The 15,374-nt window shown below is 68.2% G+C and carries 14 protein-coding genes; 10 read left to right on the plus strand and 4 right to left on the minus strand.

The genetic code is table 11. The features are described from left to right. Positions 1 to 56 precede the first annotated feature (56 nt). Positions 57 to 1,358, plus strand: coding sequence for a D-amino acid dehydrogenase (locus PARN5_RS0109820; RefSeq protein ID WP_017999600.1), 1,302 nt, complete (start codon positions 57 to 59; stop codon positions 1,356 to 1,358). Positions 1,359 to 1,415: 57 nt separating this feature from the next. On the opposite strand, the gene PARN5_RS0109825 is transcribed toward PARN5_RS0109820, so the two are convergent. Then, positions 1,416 to 1,676, minus strand: a complete 261-nt coding sequence (locus PARN5_RS0109825; RefSeq protein ID WP_017999601.1) for a GlsB/YeaQ/YmgE family stress response membrane protein — start codon at positions 1,674 to 1,676, stop codon at positions 1,416 to 1,418. A 330-nt stretch (positions 1,677 to 2,006) separates the two neighbouring features. On the opposite strand from PARN5_RS0109825, the gene PARN5_RS21900 reads away from it, so the two are divergent. From PARN5_RS21900 to PARN5_RS0109840, 3 genes are all read left to right on the plus strand, one after another. After that, positions 2,007 to 2,747, plus strand: a complete 741-nt coding sequence (locus PARN5_RS21900) for a L,D-transpeptidase (protein WP_017999602.1) — start codon at positions 2,007 to 2,009, stop codon at positions 2,745 to 2,747. Between the two features lie 122 nt (positions 2,748 to 2,869). Continuing rightward, a complete protein-coding gene (locus PARN5_RS0109835; protein WP_036744590.1) occupies positions 2,870 to 3,421 on the plus strand; it encodes a hypothetical protein in 552 nt (183 codons plus the stop codon). A gap of 73 nt (positions 3,422 to 3,494) precedes the next feature. Beyond that, a complete protein-coding gene (locus PARN5_RS0109840) occupies positions 3,495 to 4,412 on the plus strand; it encodes a lytic transglycosylase domain-containing protein (RefSeq protein WP_017999604.1) in 918 nt (305 codons plus the stop codon). A 55-nt stretch (positions 4,413 to 4,467) separates the two neighbouring features. On the opposite strand, the gene PARN5_RS0109845 is transcribed toward PARN5_RS0109840, so the two are convergent. The 3 genes from PARN5_RS0109845 to serB all read right to left on the minus strand — a co-directional run bounded on the left by PARN5_RS0109845 (position 4,468) and on the right by serB (position 7,658). Continuing rightward, entirely contained in the window at positions 4,468 to 5,937 is a 1,470-nt protein-coding gene (locus tag PARN5_RS0109845) for an ABC transporter substrate-binding protein (RefSeq protein ID WP_026155317.1), read from the minus strand. Between the two features lie 56 nt (positions 5,938 to 5,993). Then, positions 5,994 to 6,686 carry a CDP-alcohol phosphatidyltransferase family protein gene (locus PARN5_RS0109850; protein WP_017999606.1) on the minus strand — a complete coding sequence of 231 codons (693 nt, stop codon included), beginning with the start codon at positions 6,684 to 6,686 and terminating at the stop codon, positions 5,994 to 5,996. A 96-nt stretch (positions 6,687 to 6,782) separates the two neighbouring features. After that, entirely contained in the window at positions 6,783 to 7,658 is an 876-nt protein-coding gene (serB, locus tag PARN5_RS0109855; RefSeq protein WP_017999607.1) for a phosphoserine phosphatase SerB, read from the minus strand. Between the two features lie 208 nt (positions 7,659 to 7,866). Between serB and PARN5_RS0109860 the strand changes: the two genes are divergently transcribed. From PARN5_RS0109860 to hspQ, 6 genes are all read left to right on the plus strand, one after another. Continuing rightward, positions 7,867 to 9,021 carry a phosphoserine transaminase gene (locus PARN5_RS0109860; RefSeq protein ID WP_017999608.1) on the plus strand — a complete coding sequence of 385 codons (1,155 nt, stop codon included), beginning with the start codon at positions 7,867 to 7,869 and terminating at the stop codon, positions 9,019 to 9,021. 112 nt (positions 9,022 to 9,133) lie between these two features. Continuing rightward, entirely contained in the window at positions 9,134 to 10,723 is a 1,590-nt protein-coding gene (serA, locus tag PARN5_RS0109865) for a phosphoglycerate dehydrogenase (RefSeq protein WP_017999609.1), read from the plus strand. A 54-nt stretch (positions 10,724 to 10,777) separates the two neighbouring features. After that, complete coding sequence (locus PARN5_RS0109870) at positions 10,778 to 11,506, plus strand: metallophosphoesterase (protein ID WP_017999610.1); 729 nt, start codon at positions 10,778 to 10,780, stop codon at positions 11,504 to 11,506. A 144-nt stretch (positions 11,507 to 11,650) separates the two neighbouring features. Continuing rightward, a complete protein-coding gene (locus PARN5_RS0109875) occupies positions 11,651 to 13,279 on the plus strand; it encodes a Na/Pi cotransporter family protein (RefSeq protein ID WP_026155318.1) in 1,629 nt (542 codons plus the stop codon). A 1,163-nt stretch (positions 13,280 to 14,442) separates the two neighbouring features. Beyond that, on the plus strand, positions 14,443 to 14,904 hold the full coding sequence (locus PARN5_RS0109880) for a CreA family protein (RefSeq protein WP_017999612.1): 462 nt from the start codon (positions 14,443 to 14,445) through the stop codon (positions 14,902 to 14,904). A 126-nt stretch (positions 14,905 to 15,030) separates the two neighbouring features. Further along, positions 15,031 to 15,363: a heat shock protein HspQ gene (hspQ, locus tag PARN5_RS0109885; protein WP_017999613.1), complete on the plus strand. Its 333-nt coding sequence runs from the start codon at positions 15,031 to 15,033 to the stop codon at positions 15,361 to 15,363. Positions 15,364 to 15,374: the final 11 nt, after the last annotated feature.

Consider the following 15,374-nt stretch of genomic DNA (forward strand, 5'->3'; position numbering starts at 1 on the left):
CATTTCCGGCGCTGCTGCTATCTTTGCGGAAATCTTCTTCGACAGGGTGCGCGAACATGAAAGTCATCGTTCTGGGGGCCGGCGTTCTGGGTGTCACCTCGGCCTGGTATCTGGCCAAGGCCGGGCATGAGGTCACGGTCATCGACCGCCAGGCCGGCCCGGCGCTGGAGACGAGCTTTGCCAACGCGGGCGAGATCTCGCCCGGCTATTCCTCGCCCTGGGCGGCGCCCGGCATTCCGATGAAGGCGCTGAAATGGATGTTCCAGCGCCACGCGCCGCTGGTGATCCAGCCGCGGCTGGACTGGCAGCGCCTCTCGTGGATGACGCGGATGCTGGGCAACTGCACCTCGGCCGCCTATGCGGTCAACAAAAGCCGCATGGTCCGCGTCGCCGAATACAGCCGCGACTGCCTGGGCGAGCTGCGGGCCGAGACCGGCATCCATTACGACGAGCGCACCCAGGGCACGCTGCAGGTGTTTCGCAAGCAGGAACAGCTGGACGGCGCCGGCAAGGACATCGAGGTGCTGCGGGCCGACGGCGTGCCCTTCGAGCTGCTGGACCGCGCCGGCTGCATCGCGGCCGAGCCGGGGCTGGCCGGTGCCGCCGACCGCATCGTCGGCGGGCTGCGCCTGCCGGGCGACGAGACCGGCGACTGCTTCAAGTTCACCAACCGCCTGGCCGAGATGGCCGCGGCGGCCGGCGTGACCTTCCGCTGGGGCGTCGGCATCGAGGCGCTGGAGGCCGAGGGCGGACGCATCAGCGCCGTGCGCACCGATCGGGGCCGCATGGTGGCCGACCGCTATGTGCTGGCGCTGGGCCCGCATTCGCCGCTGCTGGTGCGTCCCTTGGGCATCAAGCTGCCGATCTATCCGCTCAAGGGCTATTCGCTGACCATCGACATCCAGGACGAAAGCCGCGCCCCGGTCTCGACCGTGATGGACGAGACCTACAAGGTCGCGATCACCCGTCTGGGCGACCGCATCCGCGTCGGCGGCCTGGCCGAGATCGCCGGCTACGACCTGAGCCTGAACCCGCGCCGCCGCGCCACGCTGGCGAAATCGGTCGGCGAGATGTTCGTCGGCGCGGGCGATCCCGACAAGGCGCAGTTCTGGACCGGGCTGCGGCCGATGACGCCCGACGGCACGCCCATCGTCGGCGCGACCCCGATCCCGAACCTGTTCCTGAACACGGGCCACGGCACGCTGGGCTGGACCATGTCCGCGGGTTCGAGCCGGGTGCTGGCCGACCTGATCTCGGGGCGCCGGCCGGACATCCAGTCCGAGGATCTGGGCTATGCCCGCTATCTGAAGGGCCGCAAACCCGCCGCGACGGGCGCGCTGCAACCGGCGAATGCCTGATCCCGCCGCATGAAGAAGGGGCCCGCGCGGGCCCCTTTGCTTCCGTTCTGCCGCAGGTCAGGCGCGCTGGATCAGCGAGATCACGGCCAGCAGGATCACCGCGCCGATGGTGGCGAAGATGATCGTGCCCAGGATCGGGGCCGAGGCGGCCATGCCGATGCCCAGCATCGGAAACAGCCAGCCGGCGATCACCGCGCCGACGATGCCGACGACGATGTTCATCAGCAGGCCCTGGCCGTGGCCCTTGACGATCAGCCCGGCCAGCCAGCCGGCGATCGCGCCGATGATGAGGGTGATGAGCAGAGCGGTCAAGGTCATGGGAACGCTTCCTTTGCATGGCTTGCGGTTTCGCGCCGCAGCGGCGGAAAGCCGGTCTGGCGGGAAAACGCCGATCGCGCCGCGCAGGTTCCGCCACCCGCCTGCAACCCGCTGATGGCGCGCGATTTGGCAACAGTCCGGTAACGATTGCGTCCGCGAAAAGGCCGGCCACTTGACGACGGACGGCCCGCGAAGGCTGATGGTTCGATCCGAATCGTGTCAAGATCGTGTCTGGCCTGCTGCTCGGTGCCGGTGCGACCGCGACGCAATGTCACGCTGCCACGGCCGCGTCCCTTGCCGGGACGGGGCTCGTTACGAAGGGAAATACCGATGCGCCTTGCACCGCTGATGCTGGCCCTGGGCCTTGGCCTTGCCGCCTGCGCGCCCACTCCGCAGACCCCGGCCTCCGCGCCCGTCGACATGGGCCCCTATGGCGCCCGCACCGACGAGGGCCCGAGCGGCCAGCCGATCGAGATCCACGCCGTCCGCCCCGCCTATCTGACCGACCGCAACCGCCGCCAGCAGGTCGCCTATAACGGTCCCGAGGCCGCCGGCACCATCGTCGTCGATCCCTATGCGCGTTTCCTCTATCACGTGCAGGGCAATGGTCAGGCCATGCGCTATGGCGTCGCAGTCGGCCAGGCCGGCAAGAACTTCCAGGGCAATGCCACCATCGGCCGCAAGCAGGCCTGGCCCAGCTGGACGCCCACCGCCAACATGGTCCGCACCCAGCCCGAGCTTTACGGCCCGCTGAAGGGCGGCCTGTCGGGCGGGGTCGACAACCCGCTGGGCTCGCGCGCGCTCTATCTTTATCGCGGCGGCCGCGACACCATGTATCGCATCCACGGCACCATGGACCCGTCCTCGATCGGCAAGGCCACCTCGGCCGGCTGCATCCGGCTGTTCAACCAGGACATCATGGACCTGTTCAACGAGATCCCCAGTGGCACCCCGGTCAAGGTCCGCACCCGCGCCGAAAGCCTGGCGCTGGAGGGGCCGCTGGTCGAGCAGCCGAACGGCTATCTGGCCCCGGCCGGCGGCGCGGTCGAGACCGCCGAAGCCGCGCAGTAACCGCCCGTCGCCGGCGATGTCCCACCCGACGCCCCGGTCCGCAAGGCCGGGGCGTTTCGCGCTGGCAAGCCGCAGCGCCGCGTGGCAGGTTCCGCGCGCAAGGCGTGTTTCAGGAGGATGCCATGACCGTTTCCGATCAGAGTCCGGCCGCATCGCGGGATCTCGACGCCATCGTGACCCAGACCCAGGCCGCCACGCTGCGCCTGCTGGAGCCGGCGGCGCTGACCGGGTTGCAGCGCGAGCTGCGCGCCATGAAAGAGGCCGCCGCCGACGAGCCGATGCGCAAGACGCTGGCCAAGGCGGTGCAGCGCATCGCCGCCGAGAAGCGCCGCCGCGCGGATGCGGGCCCCGAGGCCGGCGCCGCTGCCGCGCCGGCCCCTGCGGCCGCGCGCGCCGACAAGGCGGACAAGGCCGAGAAGAAGCGGCTGAAGGAGGCCGAGCAGGCCGAGAAGAAGCGCGTCAGGGAGGCGGAGAAATCCGAACGCCAAGCCGCCCGCAAGGCCGAGAAGCAGGCCGCGCGCAAGGCCGCGAAACTGGCCGGGCAGGGCGGAGATACGCCCGCGAAACCTGCCGGGGCCAAGGCCGCGGGCAAAGCCGGGGCAGGGACGGGGGCAGGGACTGGGGCCAAGGGTTCCGGCAAGCCCGGCAAGGCCAAGGGCAAGAAGGCCGAATGAGCGCGCGGGCGCGGTTCCCAAGCCGCGCCTTGCCTGCTATCTGGGGCGCAGCCTTCCTCGTTTCGAGTTTCCGATGCGCCGTCTGGTTCCGGTCCTTGTCGCCCTCCTGCTGTCCGTCCTGAGCCCCGCCCTGGCCTATGAGGCGGTGGATGCGGTGCACGGGCTGAAGGCGCCGCGCGTCTCGGACCGGCTGCGCTGCACCGATGACGGCACGTTCTGCATTTCGGTCGCGACCTATGTCCCCGATGTCTGCATGGCGATCGAGCGGGCGGCGGGGCGGCACGGGCTCGACCCGCATTTCTTTGCCCGGCTTTTGTGGAAGGAAAGCCTGTTCGAGCCGGGCGCGATCAGCCCGGTCGGCGCCATGGGCATCGCCCAGTTCATGCCCGGCACGGCCGAGATGGTCGGGCTTGACGACCCGTTCAACCCGGCCAAGGCCATCGAGGCCAGCGCCCGCTACCTGCGCAAGCTGACCGACGGTTTCGGCAGCGTCGGCATGGCCGCCGTGGCCTATAACGGCGGCGAGAACCGCGCCGCGCGCTACTTGGCCCAGGGCGGCAGCCTGCCCTGGGAGACGCAGGATTATGTCCAGGCCATCACCGGCCTGACCGCCGCAAGCTGGCGCGAAAGCCCGCCCAAGGTGCTGGACATCCGGCTGGACAAGCAGCGCAGCTTCCGCGAGGCCTGCATCGACCTGGCCGGCAAGCGCAAGCTGCGCGAGTTCAACACGCCCGAGCATCCCTGGCCCTGGGGCGTGATCGTGGCCACCCACCCCAGCCAGTCGGGGGTCTCGGCCCAGGTCTCGCGCTTGAACCGGCAGTTGCGGCCGATCCTGGGCGGCAAGCGGGTCAGCTACGTGCGCCGCAAGATCTCGGGCGGGCCGAGGAAGGTCTATACCGCGCAGATCGGCTATTCCTCGAAGACCGAGGCCTATGCCTTCTGCAACCGGTTGCGCGGCGTCGGCGGGCGCTGCCTGGTGCTGAAGAACTGAAGCGCGGGCGCCGGTGGCGCCGTTGCTGTCGGGTATTTGTGAAACAGTGAAGGGCTCAGTCCCGCCAATGCACCGCGGTGAGGTCGTTGGCGGGCATCGGGGCGTTTTCCCACAGGCCCTCGATCTCGGCCTTGGCGACGCCGGTTTTCGCCAGCTGGAACAGGTAGGCGTTGGCGTAGTCCTCGGCGATGATCTTCTGCGCCTGCTTCAGCAGCGTCGCGCGTTCCGCCGGGTCGGTGGCGGCGTCGAGCTGTGCCATCACCGCGTTGAAATCGGGGTTGGCATAGTTGAAGTAATAGCCTTCGCGGCCGTAGATGCCGATGTCCATCGGCTCGACATGGCTGATGATCGTCAGGTCGTAATCGGCATTCTTGAACACCTGTTCCAGCCACTGCGCCCATTCCATGTTGGTGGTCGTGGTCTGGATGCCGACGGCGCGCAGCTCGGCCGCCAGGATCTCGCCGCCGCGGCGGGCATAGGGCGTGGGCGGCAGCGCAAGGCGCAGGGTCAGGTTTTCCGCCCCGGCCTCGGCCAGCAGCTTCTTCGACAGCGCGGGGTCGTATTGCGATTGCGCCGTCAGGTCGAGGTAATCGGGGTTGTGCGGCGCGAAATGCGTGCCGATCGGGGTGCCATAGCCGAACATGGCGCCGTCGATCAGCTCCTGGCGGTTGACGGCATGGGCGATGGCCTCGCGCACGCGCTTGTCGGAGAGGGCCGCGGTCTTGTGGTTCATGGCGAGGATGGTCTCGCCCTCGGTGGTGCCGACCAGCACCTTGAAGCGCGGATCGGCTTGCAGCTGCGCCAGCGTTTCGGGCGCGGGATAGATCGGGAAGGCGTCCACGTCGCCAGCCATCATCGCCGCGAAGGCCGCCGTCGGGTCGCCGATGAAGCGGAAGGTTGCGGTCTTCAGCGCCGGCTTCGCGCCCCAATAGCCGTCGAAGGCGTCGAGCCGGATATGGTCGCCCTGTTTCCATTCACCGAATTGAAACGGGCCGGTGCCGACGGGATGGGTGGCGATGTCCTTGATATTCGCCTCGTCCACCATGACCGCGTCGCCCCAGGCCAGCTTGAAGGGAAAGCCGCCGTCCGGGGCCTTCAGCGTGATGCGGACGGTCTGCGGGTCCAGCGCCTCGACTGTCTCGATGCCCTCGAACAGGGCCTTCTGGGCGTTGGTGCTGTCGGGCGCGCGGGCGCGGTCCAGCGAAAAGATCACGTCCTGCGCGTCGAAACCGCTGCCGTCGTGAAAGCTGACGCCCGGGCGCAGGTGGAAGGTATAGGTCTTGCCGTCCGCCGTTTCCCAGCGTTCGGCGAGGCCGGGCTTGACGCTGCCATCGGGGCCGATGCGGGTCAGGCCCTCGAAGAGGTTCGCATAGACCACCTCGTCGATGGCGGCGGCGGCGCCTCCGGTCGGGTCGAGATTCGGCGGCTCCAGCACCATGGCCAGCGTGATCGCGTCCTGCGCGGCCATGGCCGGCGTGGCGAGAAGCGCGGCCGCGGCCGCCGCCTGCATCAATCTTGCGAACATCGTTCCCCCTCCGGCCGGTTTTCCGGGGCGCACATTCCGGGCAAAACGCCCGGCGATCAAGCCCGCTTCTCGGTCAGCTGCTGCGCGAGGCCCGCGAACATCAGCCAGAGCGAGGTCAAGAGAAGCCCCCAGCGCGCCACGCTTTGCGGGTGGAAATCGACCAGCACCGCCCAGACCGCGAAGCCGACCCAGGCCGCGCAGACCGGCAGCGAGATCAGCCGCCAGCGCTCGGTCCGCACCGGGTGGATGAACTTGACGTTGGTGAACATGGTCACCGCCAGCGCCACCACGATCAGCAGGATGACCCAGAAGTTCGGCTTGAGCGCGAAGAGCACCAGCACCACCATGTTCCAGCAGGCCGGAAAGCCGGCGAAGGAATTGTCCTTGGTCTTCATGCGGGTATCGACGAAATAGATCACGCTGCCATAGGTGATGGCGATGATGGCGATCCAGCCGGTCCAGCCGGGCAGCAGGCCCGACATGAAGAGCGCGTAAGCCGGGATGAAGACATAGGTCAGGTAGTCGATGATCAGGTCCATCAACACCCCGTCATAGGTCGGCCAGTTCTTCTTGACGTGGTAGCGGCGCGCCAGCGGGCCGTCGACGCCGTCGACGATCAGCGCGATCACCAGCCAGAAGAACATCTTCGACCATTCCGCATTGGCCGCGGCCAGCAAGGCAAGCATCGACAGGACCGCGCCGGTGGCGGTCAAGAGATGCACGGACAGGGCTTTGAGGCGGGAATTCATCCTATGCTTCTGTCACCGAACGGTCATGATCGCAAGTTCGTGATGGTTGCAGAGCCGCATTTCGCCCGGGGCGTGGTGCAGGACGGCGGCGCGCGGTCAGCGGACGAATTCTTCGGCCGCGTAGCCCTGCAGATACAGAAGCGCCGTCAGGTCGCCGTGGTTGATGCGCAGGTCGACCTGCGCCGCGACCACGGGCTTGGCATGCAGCGCGACGCCCATGCCCGCCAGTTGCAGCATGCCGAGGTCGTTGGCGCCGTCGCCCACCGCCAGCGCATCGGCCGGGGTCAGGCCGCGGGCGGCGGTGATCTGTTCCAGTGCCTCGACCTTGGCCTCGCGGCCCAGCACCGGCAGGCTGACATGGCCGGTCAGCACGCCTTCCTCGGCGAGCAGCGTGTTGGCGCGATGCTCGTCGAAGCCGAGCGCGGTCGAGACCGGGCCGGTGAAGACGGTGAAGCCGCCCGAGACCAGCGCGCTGTGGGCCCCCTGCGCCCGCATGGTCGCGACCAGGGTGCGCCCGCCGGGGGCCAGGGTGATGCGGCTGTCCAGCACCTCGCCGATGACCGATTCGGGCAGGCCGGCCAGCAGGCCGACGCGGGCGATCAGCGATTCGTGGAAGTTCAGCTCTCCGTTCATCGCGGCGGCGGTGATGGCGGCGACGCGTTCGCCGACGCCGGCGAAATCCGCGAGCTCGTCGATGCATTCCTGCTGGATCATGGTCGAATCCATGTCGGCGAGCAGCACCGCCTTGCGCCGGCCGCGCGTCGGCTGGACGGCCAGGTCGAAGCCCTGTACCTGAAGGCTTTCCCAGGCGTCCCAGAAATCGGCCGGCGGCGCCTCGACCGGGAATTCGGCGGCGATGCGGTCATCGAGCCAGATCGTGTGGCCGGCGTCCCAGCGGCTGCGCAGGGCATCGACCATGGCCGCGGTCAGGTCGGCGCGATCGGGGGCGGCAAGGACGGTGACGGTGAACATGGCTGCCCCTTCGGCGGTTCGTTTCGGCGGTCGTTCCGGGCAGCACTAGCCAAAGCGCGGCGGCGGATCAATCGGTCGGATTCGTGCCATGGATCTGTCGCATCCAGGGCTTGCAATTTCTTCTTGCGGGAATCCGTGCCGGGCTGTAGAGCCCTCCGTGGGACACGCCGCCCCAACGCGGCGCTATCTAGCTGGAAGGCTATTCAGAATGAGCATGACTGCTCCGGCCGCGCGTCCGGTCAATCCGCGCTTTTCCTCGGGCCCCTGCGCCAAGATCCCCCAATTTTCGCTGGACATGCTTGCCGATGCGCCGCTGGGCCGTTCGCATCGTGCCGCCGTGGGCAAGGCCAAGCTGGCCGAAGCCATCGAGTTGACCCGCGCGGTCCTGGACGTGCCGGCCGATTACCGCATCGGCATCGTGCCGGCCTCGGACACCGGCGCGGTCGAGATGGCGCTGTGGTCGCTCTTGGGCGCGCGCAAGGTCGAGATGCTGGCCTGGGAAAGCTTCGGCGAGGGCTGGGTCACCGACGTGGTCAAGCAGCTGAAGCTGGATGCGGTGGTCCGCAAGGCCGATTACGGCAAGATCGTGGATTTCGCCGAGGTCGATTTCGACAATGACGTGGTCTTCACCTGGAACGGCACCACCTCGGGCGTGCGGGTGCCGAACGGCGACGCCATTCCGGCCGACCGCGCCGGGCTGACCATCTGCGACGCGACCTCGGCCGCCTTCGCGATGGAGCTGCCCTTCGACAAGCTCGACGTGGTGACCTTCAGCTGGCAGAAGGTGCTGGGCGGCGAGGGTGCGCATGGCATCCTGATCCTGAGCCCGCGCGCCGTCGAGCGGCTGGAGAGCCATACCCCCGCCTGGCCGCTGCCGAAGATCTTCCGCATGACCAAGGGCGGCAAGCTGATCGAGGGCATCTTCAAGGGCGAGACCATCAACACGCCCTCGATGCTGTGTGTCGAGGATTACCTGGTGGCGCTGAAATGGGCGCAAGCCCTGGGCGGCCGCAAGGCGCTGATCGCGCGGGCCGAGGCCAATGCCAGGGCCGTGCGCGACTTCATCGCCACCCGCGACTGGATCGCCGACCTGGCCGAGGATCCGGCCACCGCCTCGACCACCTCGGTCTGCCTGAAATTCACCGATCCGCGCATCAAGGACGGCGCGGCTTTCGCCAAGGCCGTCGCCAAGCGGCTGGAGAAGGAAGGCGTGGCGCTGGACGCCGGCGCGTATCGCGATGCACCCCCCGGGCTGCGCATCTGGTGCGGCTCGACCGTCGAGGCCTCGGATGTGGCGGCGCTGATGCCCTGGATCGAGTATGCCTTCGAGGCCGAGATCGAGGCGCAGGCCGCCCTGGCCTGACCTGCCGGACCGGGGCTCTGCCCCGGACCCCGGGATATTTGGACAAGAAAGAAACATCGCGCGGGGCCGGCGGGGCCCCGGCTGTTCCCGCATATCCAAGAGGATAGAGAAGATGCCCAAGGTTCTTGTTTCGGACAAGCTGTCGGAAACCGCCGTGCAGATCTTTCGCGATCGCGGCGTCGAGGTGGATTACCTGCCGGATCTCGGCAAGGACAAGGAGAAGCTGGCCGAGGTGATCGGTCAGTATGACGGGCTGGCCATTCGCTCGGCCACCAAGGTGACGGCGAAGCTGCTGGAGAATGCCACCAGGCTGAAGGTGATCGGCCGCGCCGGCATCGGCGTCGACAATGTCGATATCCCGGCCGCCTCGAAGAAGGGCGTCATCGTGATGAACACGCCCTTCGGCAACTCGGTGACCACGGCCGAACATGCCATCGCGCTGATGTTCGCGGTGGCGCGGCAGCTGCCCGAGGCCAGCGTTTCGACCCATGAGGGCAAGTGGGAGAAGAACCGCTTCATGGGCGTCGAGGTCTTCAACAAGACGCTCGGCATCATCGGCGCGGGCAATATCGGCTCGATCGTCATCGACCGGGCGCTGGGACTGAAGATGAAGGTCTTGGCCTATGACCCCTTCCTGTCCGAGGAGCGGGCCAAGGAGCTGGGCGTGAAGAAGGTCGAGCTGGACGAGCTGCTGGCCAAGGCCGATTTCATCACCCTGCATGTGCCGCTGACCGAGAAGACCAGGAACATCCTGTCGCGCGAGAACCTGGCCAAGACCAAGAAGGGCGTGCGCATCGTCAACGCCGCGCGGGGCGGGCTGATCGACGAGGCGGCGCTGGCCGAACTGCTGAAGTCGGGCCATGTCGCCGGGGCGGCGCTGGACGTCTTTGCCGTCGAGCCCGCGACCGAAAGCCCGCTCTTCGGCCTGCCCAATGTGGTGGTGACGCCGCATCTGGGCGCCTCGACCACCGAGGCGCAGGAGAACGTGGCCCTGCAGGTCGCCGAGCAGATGTCGGATTACCTGCTGACCGGCGCGGTGCAGAACGCGCTGAACATGCCCTCGGTCACCGCCGAGGAGGCCGCGACCATGGGGCCGTGGCTGAAGCTGGCCGGGCATCTGGGCACCTTCATCGGCCAGATGACCGATGAGCCGATCAAGGCGATCAACGTGCTCTACGACGGCTCGGTCGCCGAGATGAACCTGAAGGCGCTGAATGCCGCGGTGATCGCCGGGGTGATGAAGGCGACGAACCCGGATGTGAACATGGTCTCGGCGCCCGTGATGGCGGCCGAGCGCGGCGTGCAGCTGCAGACCACGACCCAGGCCAAGACGGGCGTCTTCGACGGCTATATCAAGGTGACCATGGTGACCGACCGCCGCGAACGCTCGATCGCCGGCACGGTGTTCAGCGACGGCAAGCCGCGCTTCATCCAGATCCGCGGCATCAACGTCGATGCCGAGATCGGCGCGCATATGCTCTATACCCGCAACAAGGACGTGCCTGGCGTGATCGGCGCGCTGGGCATGACCCTGGGCGACCTGGGCGTGAACATCGCCAACTTCACCCTGGGCCGGACCCATGCCGGCGACGACGCCATTGCCATTCTCTACCTGGACGAGGCGATGGCGCCCGAGGCGGTCGAGGCGCTGCGCGCCACCGGCAAGTTCCTGCAGGTGCGGCCGCTGCAATTCGAGGTTTGAACCTTGCGAACCCCCGGGGCATGGTTCCCGGGGGTTCGGCTTTCAGGAGGCGCCATGCGGACCTATGCCATCGGGGACATCCACGGCCAGCTGAGCCTGCTGCAACAGGCGCATGCGCGCATCGCCCGCGACGACGCGGCGCGGGGCGGCGTCTCGCAGCTGGTCCATGTCGGCGATCTGGTGGATCGCGGCCCCGATTCCCGCGGCGTCATCGACTACCTGATGCAGGGCCAGGCCGAGGGCCGGCCCTGGATCGTGCTGAAGGGCAATCACGACCGCTTCCTGCCGCGCTTTGCCACCGAGCCGGACTGGATCGACGCCGGGCTGGCCTCGGGGCGGCACTGGCTGGATCATGAGACGCTGGGCGCGGCGCAGACGCTGGCCTCCTATGGGATCACGCTCGGCGACCGCGCCGGCACCCACGCCGCGGTGCTGGACCGGGTGCCGCAGGCGCATCTGCGCTGGCTCGAGGCGCTGCCGCTGTGGCACCTGACCCCGCAGGCGCTGTTCGTCCATGCCGGCATCCGCCCGGGCGTCGACCTGGCGCGGCAGACCGAGCAGGATCTGGTCTGGATCCGCAAGGGCTTTCTTGACGACGCCCGCGACCACGGCCCGCTGGTCGTGCATGGCCATACCGTGGTCGAGCGGGTCACGCATTTCGGCAATCGCCTGGCCATCGACACCGGCGCCGGCCATGGCGGGCCGCTGAGCGTGGTGGTCTTCGACGAGACCGGCCTGCACCTGCTGACCGATACCGGGCGCGCGCCCCTGGCCGCTGCCTGATCCTGTGGCGCTGCGGCCATCGCGCAGGCGTGAAATCCCTAAAATCAAGGGCATCCATTGACGCAGGCCGGGCAGGGGCCAAATATGACGTTATCATGACATTCAGGCGCCGGCCCCTTCGCCGACGCCAGGAGGCGAGGCGCCGTGCAGTCCCTATCCGTGATCCTTCAGCTGGCGGGTGCCGTGGCGCTGTTGCTGTTCGGCCTTGGGCTGGTGCGCGACGGCATGCTGCGCGCCTTCGGGATGAAGCTGAAGGTGGCATTGGGGCGGGGCACCGGGACCGGGCTGCGGGCCTTCGTCTCGGGGCTGCTTGCCACGCTGGGGCTGCAAAGCTCGACCGCGACGGCGCTGATGACGGCCTCTTTCGTGGATCGCGGCATGATCCGGGCCAAGATGGCCCAGGTCGTGCTGCTGGGCGCCAACCTTGGCACGGCGCTGACCGCCTGGATCGTCGCCTCGGGGATCGAGGCGCTGGTGCCGGCGCTGCTGCTGCTGGGCCATGTCCTGCGCCGGCGCGACCAGCGGACATGGTCGGGGGCCGGGCTGGCGCTGATCGGCATCGCGCTGATGCTGCTGTCGCTGTCGCTGCTGACCGGGGCGACCGAACCCTTGCGCGATTCGGCGGCCATGGCCGCGTTCCTGGCCATGCTGGGCGATGCCTGGCCGGTGGCGCTGGCCTTCGCGGCCGGGCTGGCGGTGGTCTGTTCGTCCTCGCTGGCGGTGGTGATGCTGGTGCTGTCCCTGGGCATGGCGCCGGCGCTGACGGTGGTGCTGGTGCTGGGCGCGAACCTGGGCGGGGCGATTCCGCCGCTGCTCGCGACCGCGGGGCAGGGGGTGGCGGCGCGGCGGGTGGCCCTGGGCAACCTGATCGTGCGCGGCATCGGCTGCCTGCTGGCGCTGCCGCTCGCCGGCCAGGCGGCGGCGCTGCTGACCGCGCTGCCGCTGCCCGAAACCGGGCTGGCGGTCGAGGCGCATCTGGCCTTCAACCTGGCACTGGCGGCGGCGATCTGGCCCTTTGCCGGGCTGCTGACCCGGCTGACCGCCATCCTGATGCCCGAGCCCGAGCAAACCCCGCCGATCGAGGCGCAGCTTCTGGACGGCTCGGCGCTGGATGCGCCCGCCGTGGCCCTGGCCCGCGCCAGCCGCGCCGCGCTTGCCATCGGCGACGTGGTCGAGCGCATGCTGCAGCAGGCCCGCACCGCATTCGCGCGTGGCGACGACGCGCCCTTGGCCGAGGTCCGCGTGCTCGAGGACCGGGTCGACCGCATGCAGCAGGAGGTGAAGGGCTTCCTGTCGCGCCTGGGCCGCGAGGCGGGCGAGGATGAGCGGCGCCAGGCCATCACCATCCTCGACTACGTCATCAACCTCGAGCATGTCGGCGACATCATCGACAAGGGCCTTGCGCCCGAGATCCGCAAGAAGGCGGGCCTGGCGCTACGCTTTTCCGAGGAGGGCTATCGCGAGCTCGACGGGCTGTTCCTGATGACGATCGAGAACCTGCGCGTGGCGCAGACCGTGTTCATGACCCGCGACCGCGACCTAGCCCGGCAGCTGATGGAGGAAAAGGTCGAGATCCGCCGGCTGGAGCGCCTGTCGGCGCAGCGCCACCTGATGCGGCTGCGCGAGGGGCGCGAGGATAGCCAGCAGACCTCGTCGCTGCATCTCGACATCCTGCGCGACCTGAAGCGGGTGAACGCGCATATCGTCTCGGTCGCGCATCCGATCCTGGACGAGGCCGACCTGCTGATCGAAAGCCGGCTGAAGACGGTGTGAGGCGGGGGCCTGCCATCGTCCTGCGGCGGGCTGGAACCGCGATGGGTCCGGGCGCAAACCGCCTCTCCCGGCCATAGGGGGAATCGCTTCGCACTCCAGGCGGCAGGAAGACCATTTGCCCTCGCATGCCTGCGCTATCCTTGGCTGTTCGTTGCGATTGCGGCGGTGAGCGCCGGGACAAGCCGGATTCGCCTCGGACCGCCCGGCTCCTTCTCGTGGTGCAGCAGGTCGACGGACCCGCCGCAGGTCGGTCAGCTTTCGGCCAGCAGTAGATGCCCGATACTCGGCCCGTGGTCCATGAGCCTGGTCCCGCCGAAAGTCGGTCAGCTTGCAGGTGCAGTCCCGGCGCTGCCCGGACCAGAGCAGGGGAGGGCGTGCGGGTATTTTCCACATCCGGACAGCAGCGGGATCTTTGCTCTCGCGGTCGCTCCGGGCGCTCGGCCTTTGCTGCGGGACCAGAGCCAGACGGCGCCATGGCTCGGGCCGGGGTCCTACTAACCGATCGAGGAGCGATCTCGTGGTGGCAGGCTTGCGGCGTGCCCTCGCAGCGCGCAATCCCGCATCCCCCGCGGGTCGCATCCTACTCTGTCGAGGACCAGGCGCTGCTTCGCAAGCGCGTCATCCACGATCTCGGTCAGGGGCCAAGAAAGCCGATGACAATACGATGGTCGAAGCCTTCTTCGGACCGGCCCACCCGGGTCGGACCTGACGCTCAGGCTGGCCCGTTCCGCGCAGTGGCGATCAACGGATTGCTTCATCCGATCTGGCCTGCCTTGCAGTCCGGCGCCCAGGCTGAAACCCCGCTGCCGGAGAACTTAATCCGGTTGGCGACATTCATCGCTGGCGCAGAGCCACATTGCCTTCGGGCAAAAGGCCCGGGATCGCGCCGAGGGCCCTGAATCCGGGCAGGGCGCATTGAGGGGCCGACCAAGCCCGAGCCGGCAGACCGGCGCCGCTCGCGCCTTCTCCACAGATGGGGCGGTTTTCCGTGCTGGGACACGGGGAAAGCGGAGGTGCATTCTGGACTTCGCGAGTCTCTCGACCGCGCGTGAAGCAATCCGCGCGGGAACGGACGGGTCTGAACGTCAGGTCCGGGGGCACGGTCTTGCGCGTCCGCCGCCGGCTTGCCATGGTGCAAGCGGCAACGGCAGTCGGAGGTCAGGATGCTGAAATGGATCGCCGCGGCGGCGCTGGCCGTCACGCCGGCCATGGCCGACGTGGTCGGCCAGGTCGGGGTCGACTGGGTCGGCAACGACATCATCATCGAGGCCATCGCCGATCCCGATGTGCAGGGCGTGACCTGCCACCTGGCCTATTTCGACCGCTCGGTGATCGACCGGCTCAGCCAGGGCAACTGGTTCGAGGATCCGTCGAACTCGGCCATCGAATGCGCGCGCACCGGGCCGATCAAGATCGGCGACATCCGCCGCGGGCCCAAGGGCGAGGATGTGTTCAGCGCCTCGCGTTCGCTGATCTTCAAGTCGCTGCGCGTCAAGCGGATCTATGACGAGAAGAACCAGGTGCTGGTCTATCTGGCCCATGCCGACCAGGTGAAGCAGGGCTCGGCGAAGATGTCGCTTTCCACCGTGGCGCTGGAGCCGGGCGAGGCGCTGCCGGCGCGCTAGACCTTTTGCGGATTTGCGTCGTCATCCCGGGTCATGCGAAACTGCCGCATGCGCCGCAATCCGCGCCCGGCAGGTGGACAGGGGCGCCGGCTGGCTGTATGAGCCCCGCCAAACGGGAATGATGTGATGCGGATTCCGGCCAAATCGGCGAAATACAGTCTGGGCCAGGTGGTGCGCCACCGCGAACATCCCTTTCGCGGGGTGATCTTCGACGTGGACCCGGAATTCGCCAATACCGAGGAATGGTACGAATCCATTCCCGAGGAATCGCGCCCGTCGCGCAACCAGCCCTTCTATCATCTTTATGCCGAGACCGAGGCGACCTATTACGTCGCCTATGTCTCGGAGCAGAACCTGATGCCGGACCAGTCGGGCGAGCCGCTGGAACATCCCGAGGTCACCGAGATGTTCGGCGAATTCCGCGACGGCCATTATCCGCTGCAGGCCGGCCTGAACTGAGCGCCGCCGCG

Origin of the sequence: Paracoccus sp. N5, assembly GCF_000371965.1 — a bacterium.
Lineage (GTDB): Bacteria > Pseudomonadota > Alphaproteobacteria > Rhodobacterales > Rhodobacteraceae > Paracoccus.

What these genes read in the sequence shown, in the direction of transcription:
- PARN5_RS0109840 (WP_017999604.1), top strand. Translation starts at nt 3,495, where the DNA reads ATGCGCCGTCTGGTTCCGGTCCTTGTCGCCCTCCTGCTGTCCGTCCTG.
- PARN5_RS0109850 (WP_017999606.1), bottom strand. Translation starts at nt 6,686, where the DNA reads ATGAATTCCCGCCTCAAAGCCCTGTCCGTGCATCTCTTGACCGCCACC.
- PARN5_RS0109860 (WP_017999608.1), top strand. Translation starts at nt 7,867, where the DNA reads ATGAGCATGACTGCTCCGGCCGCGCGTCCGGTCAATCCGCGCTTTTCC.
- PARN5_RS0109835 (WP_036744590.1), top strand. Translation starts at nt 2,870, where the DNA reads ATGACCGTTTCCGATCAGAGTCCGGCCGCATCGCGGGATCTCGACGCC.
- PARN5_RS0109880 (WP_017999612.1), top strand. Translation starts at nt 14,443, where the DNA reads ATGCTGAAATGGATCGCCGCGGCGGCGCTGGCCGTCACGCCGGCCATG.
- PARN5_RS0109825 (WP_017999601.1), bottom strand. Translation starts at nt 1,676, where the DNA reads ATGACCTTGACCGCTCTGCTCATCACCCTCATCATCGGCGCGATCGCC.
- PARN5_RS21900 (WP_017999602.1), top strand. Translation starts at nt 2,007, where the DNA reads ATGCGCCTTGCACCGCTGATGCTGGCCCTGGGCCTTGGCCTTGCCGCC.
- PARN5_RS0109845 (WP_026155317.1), bottom strand. Translation starts at nt 5,937, where the DNA reads ATGTTCGCAAGATTGATGCAGGCGGCGGCCGCGGCCGCGCTTCTCGCC.
- PARN5_RS0109820 (WP_017999600.1), top strand. Translation starts at nt 57, where the DNA reads ATGAAAGTCATCGTTCTGGGGGCCGGCGTTCTGGGTGTCACCTCGGCC.
- PARN5_RS0109870 (WP_017999610.1), top strand. Translation starts at nt 10,778, where the DNA reads ATGCGGACCTATGCCATCGGGGACATCCACGGCCAGCTGAGCCTGCTG.
- hspQ (WP_017999613.1), top strand. Translation starts at nt 15,031, where the DNA reads ATGCGGATTCCGGCCAAATCGGCGAAATACAGTCTGGGCCAGGTGGTG.
- serA (WP_017999609.1), top strand. Translation starts at nt 9,134, where the DNA reads ATGCCCAAGGTTCTTGTTTCGGACAAGCTGTCGGAAACCGCCGTGCAG.
- serB (WP_017999607.1), bottom strand. Translation starts at nt 7,658, where the DNA reads ATGTTCACCGTCACCGTCCTTGCCGCCCCCGATCGCGCCGACCTGACC.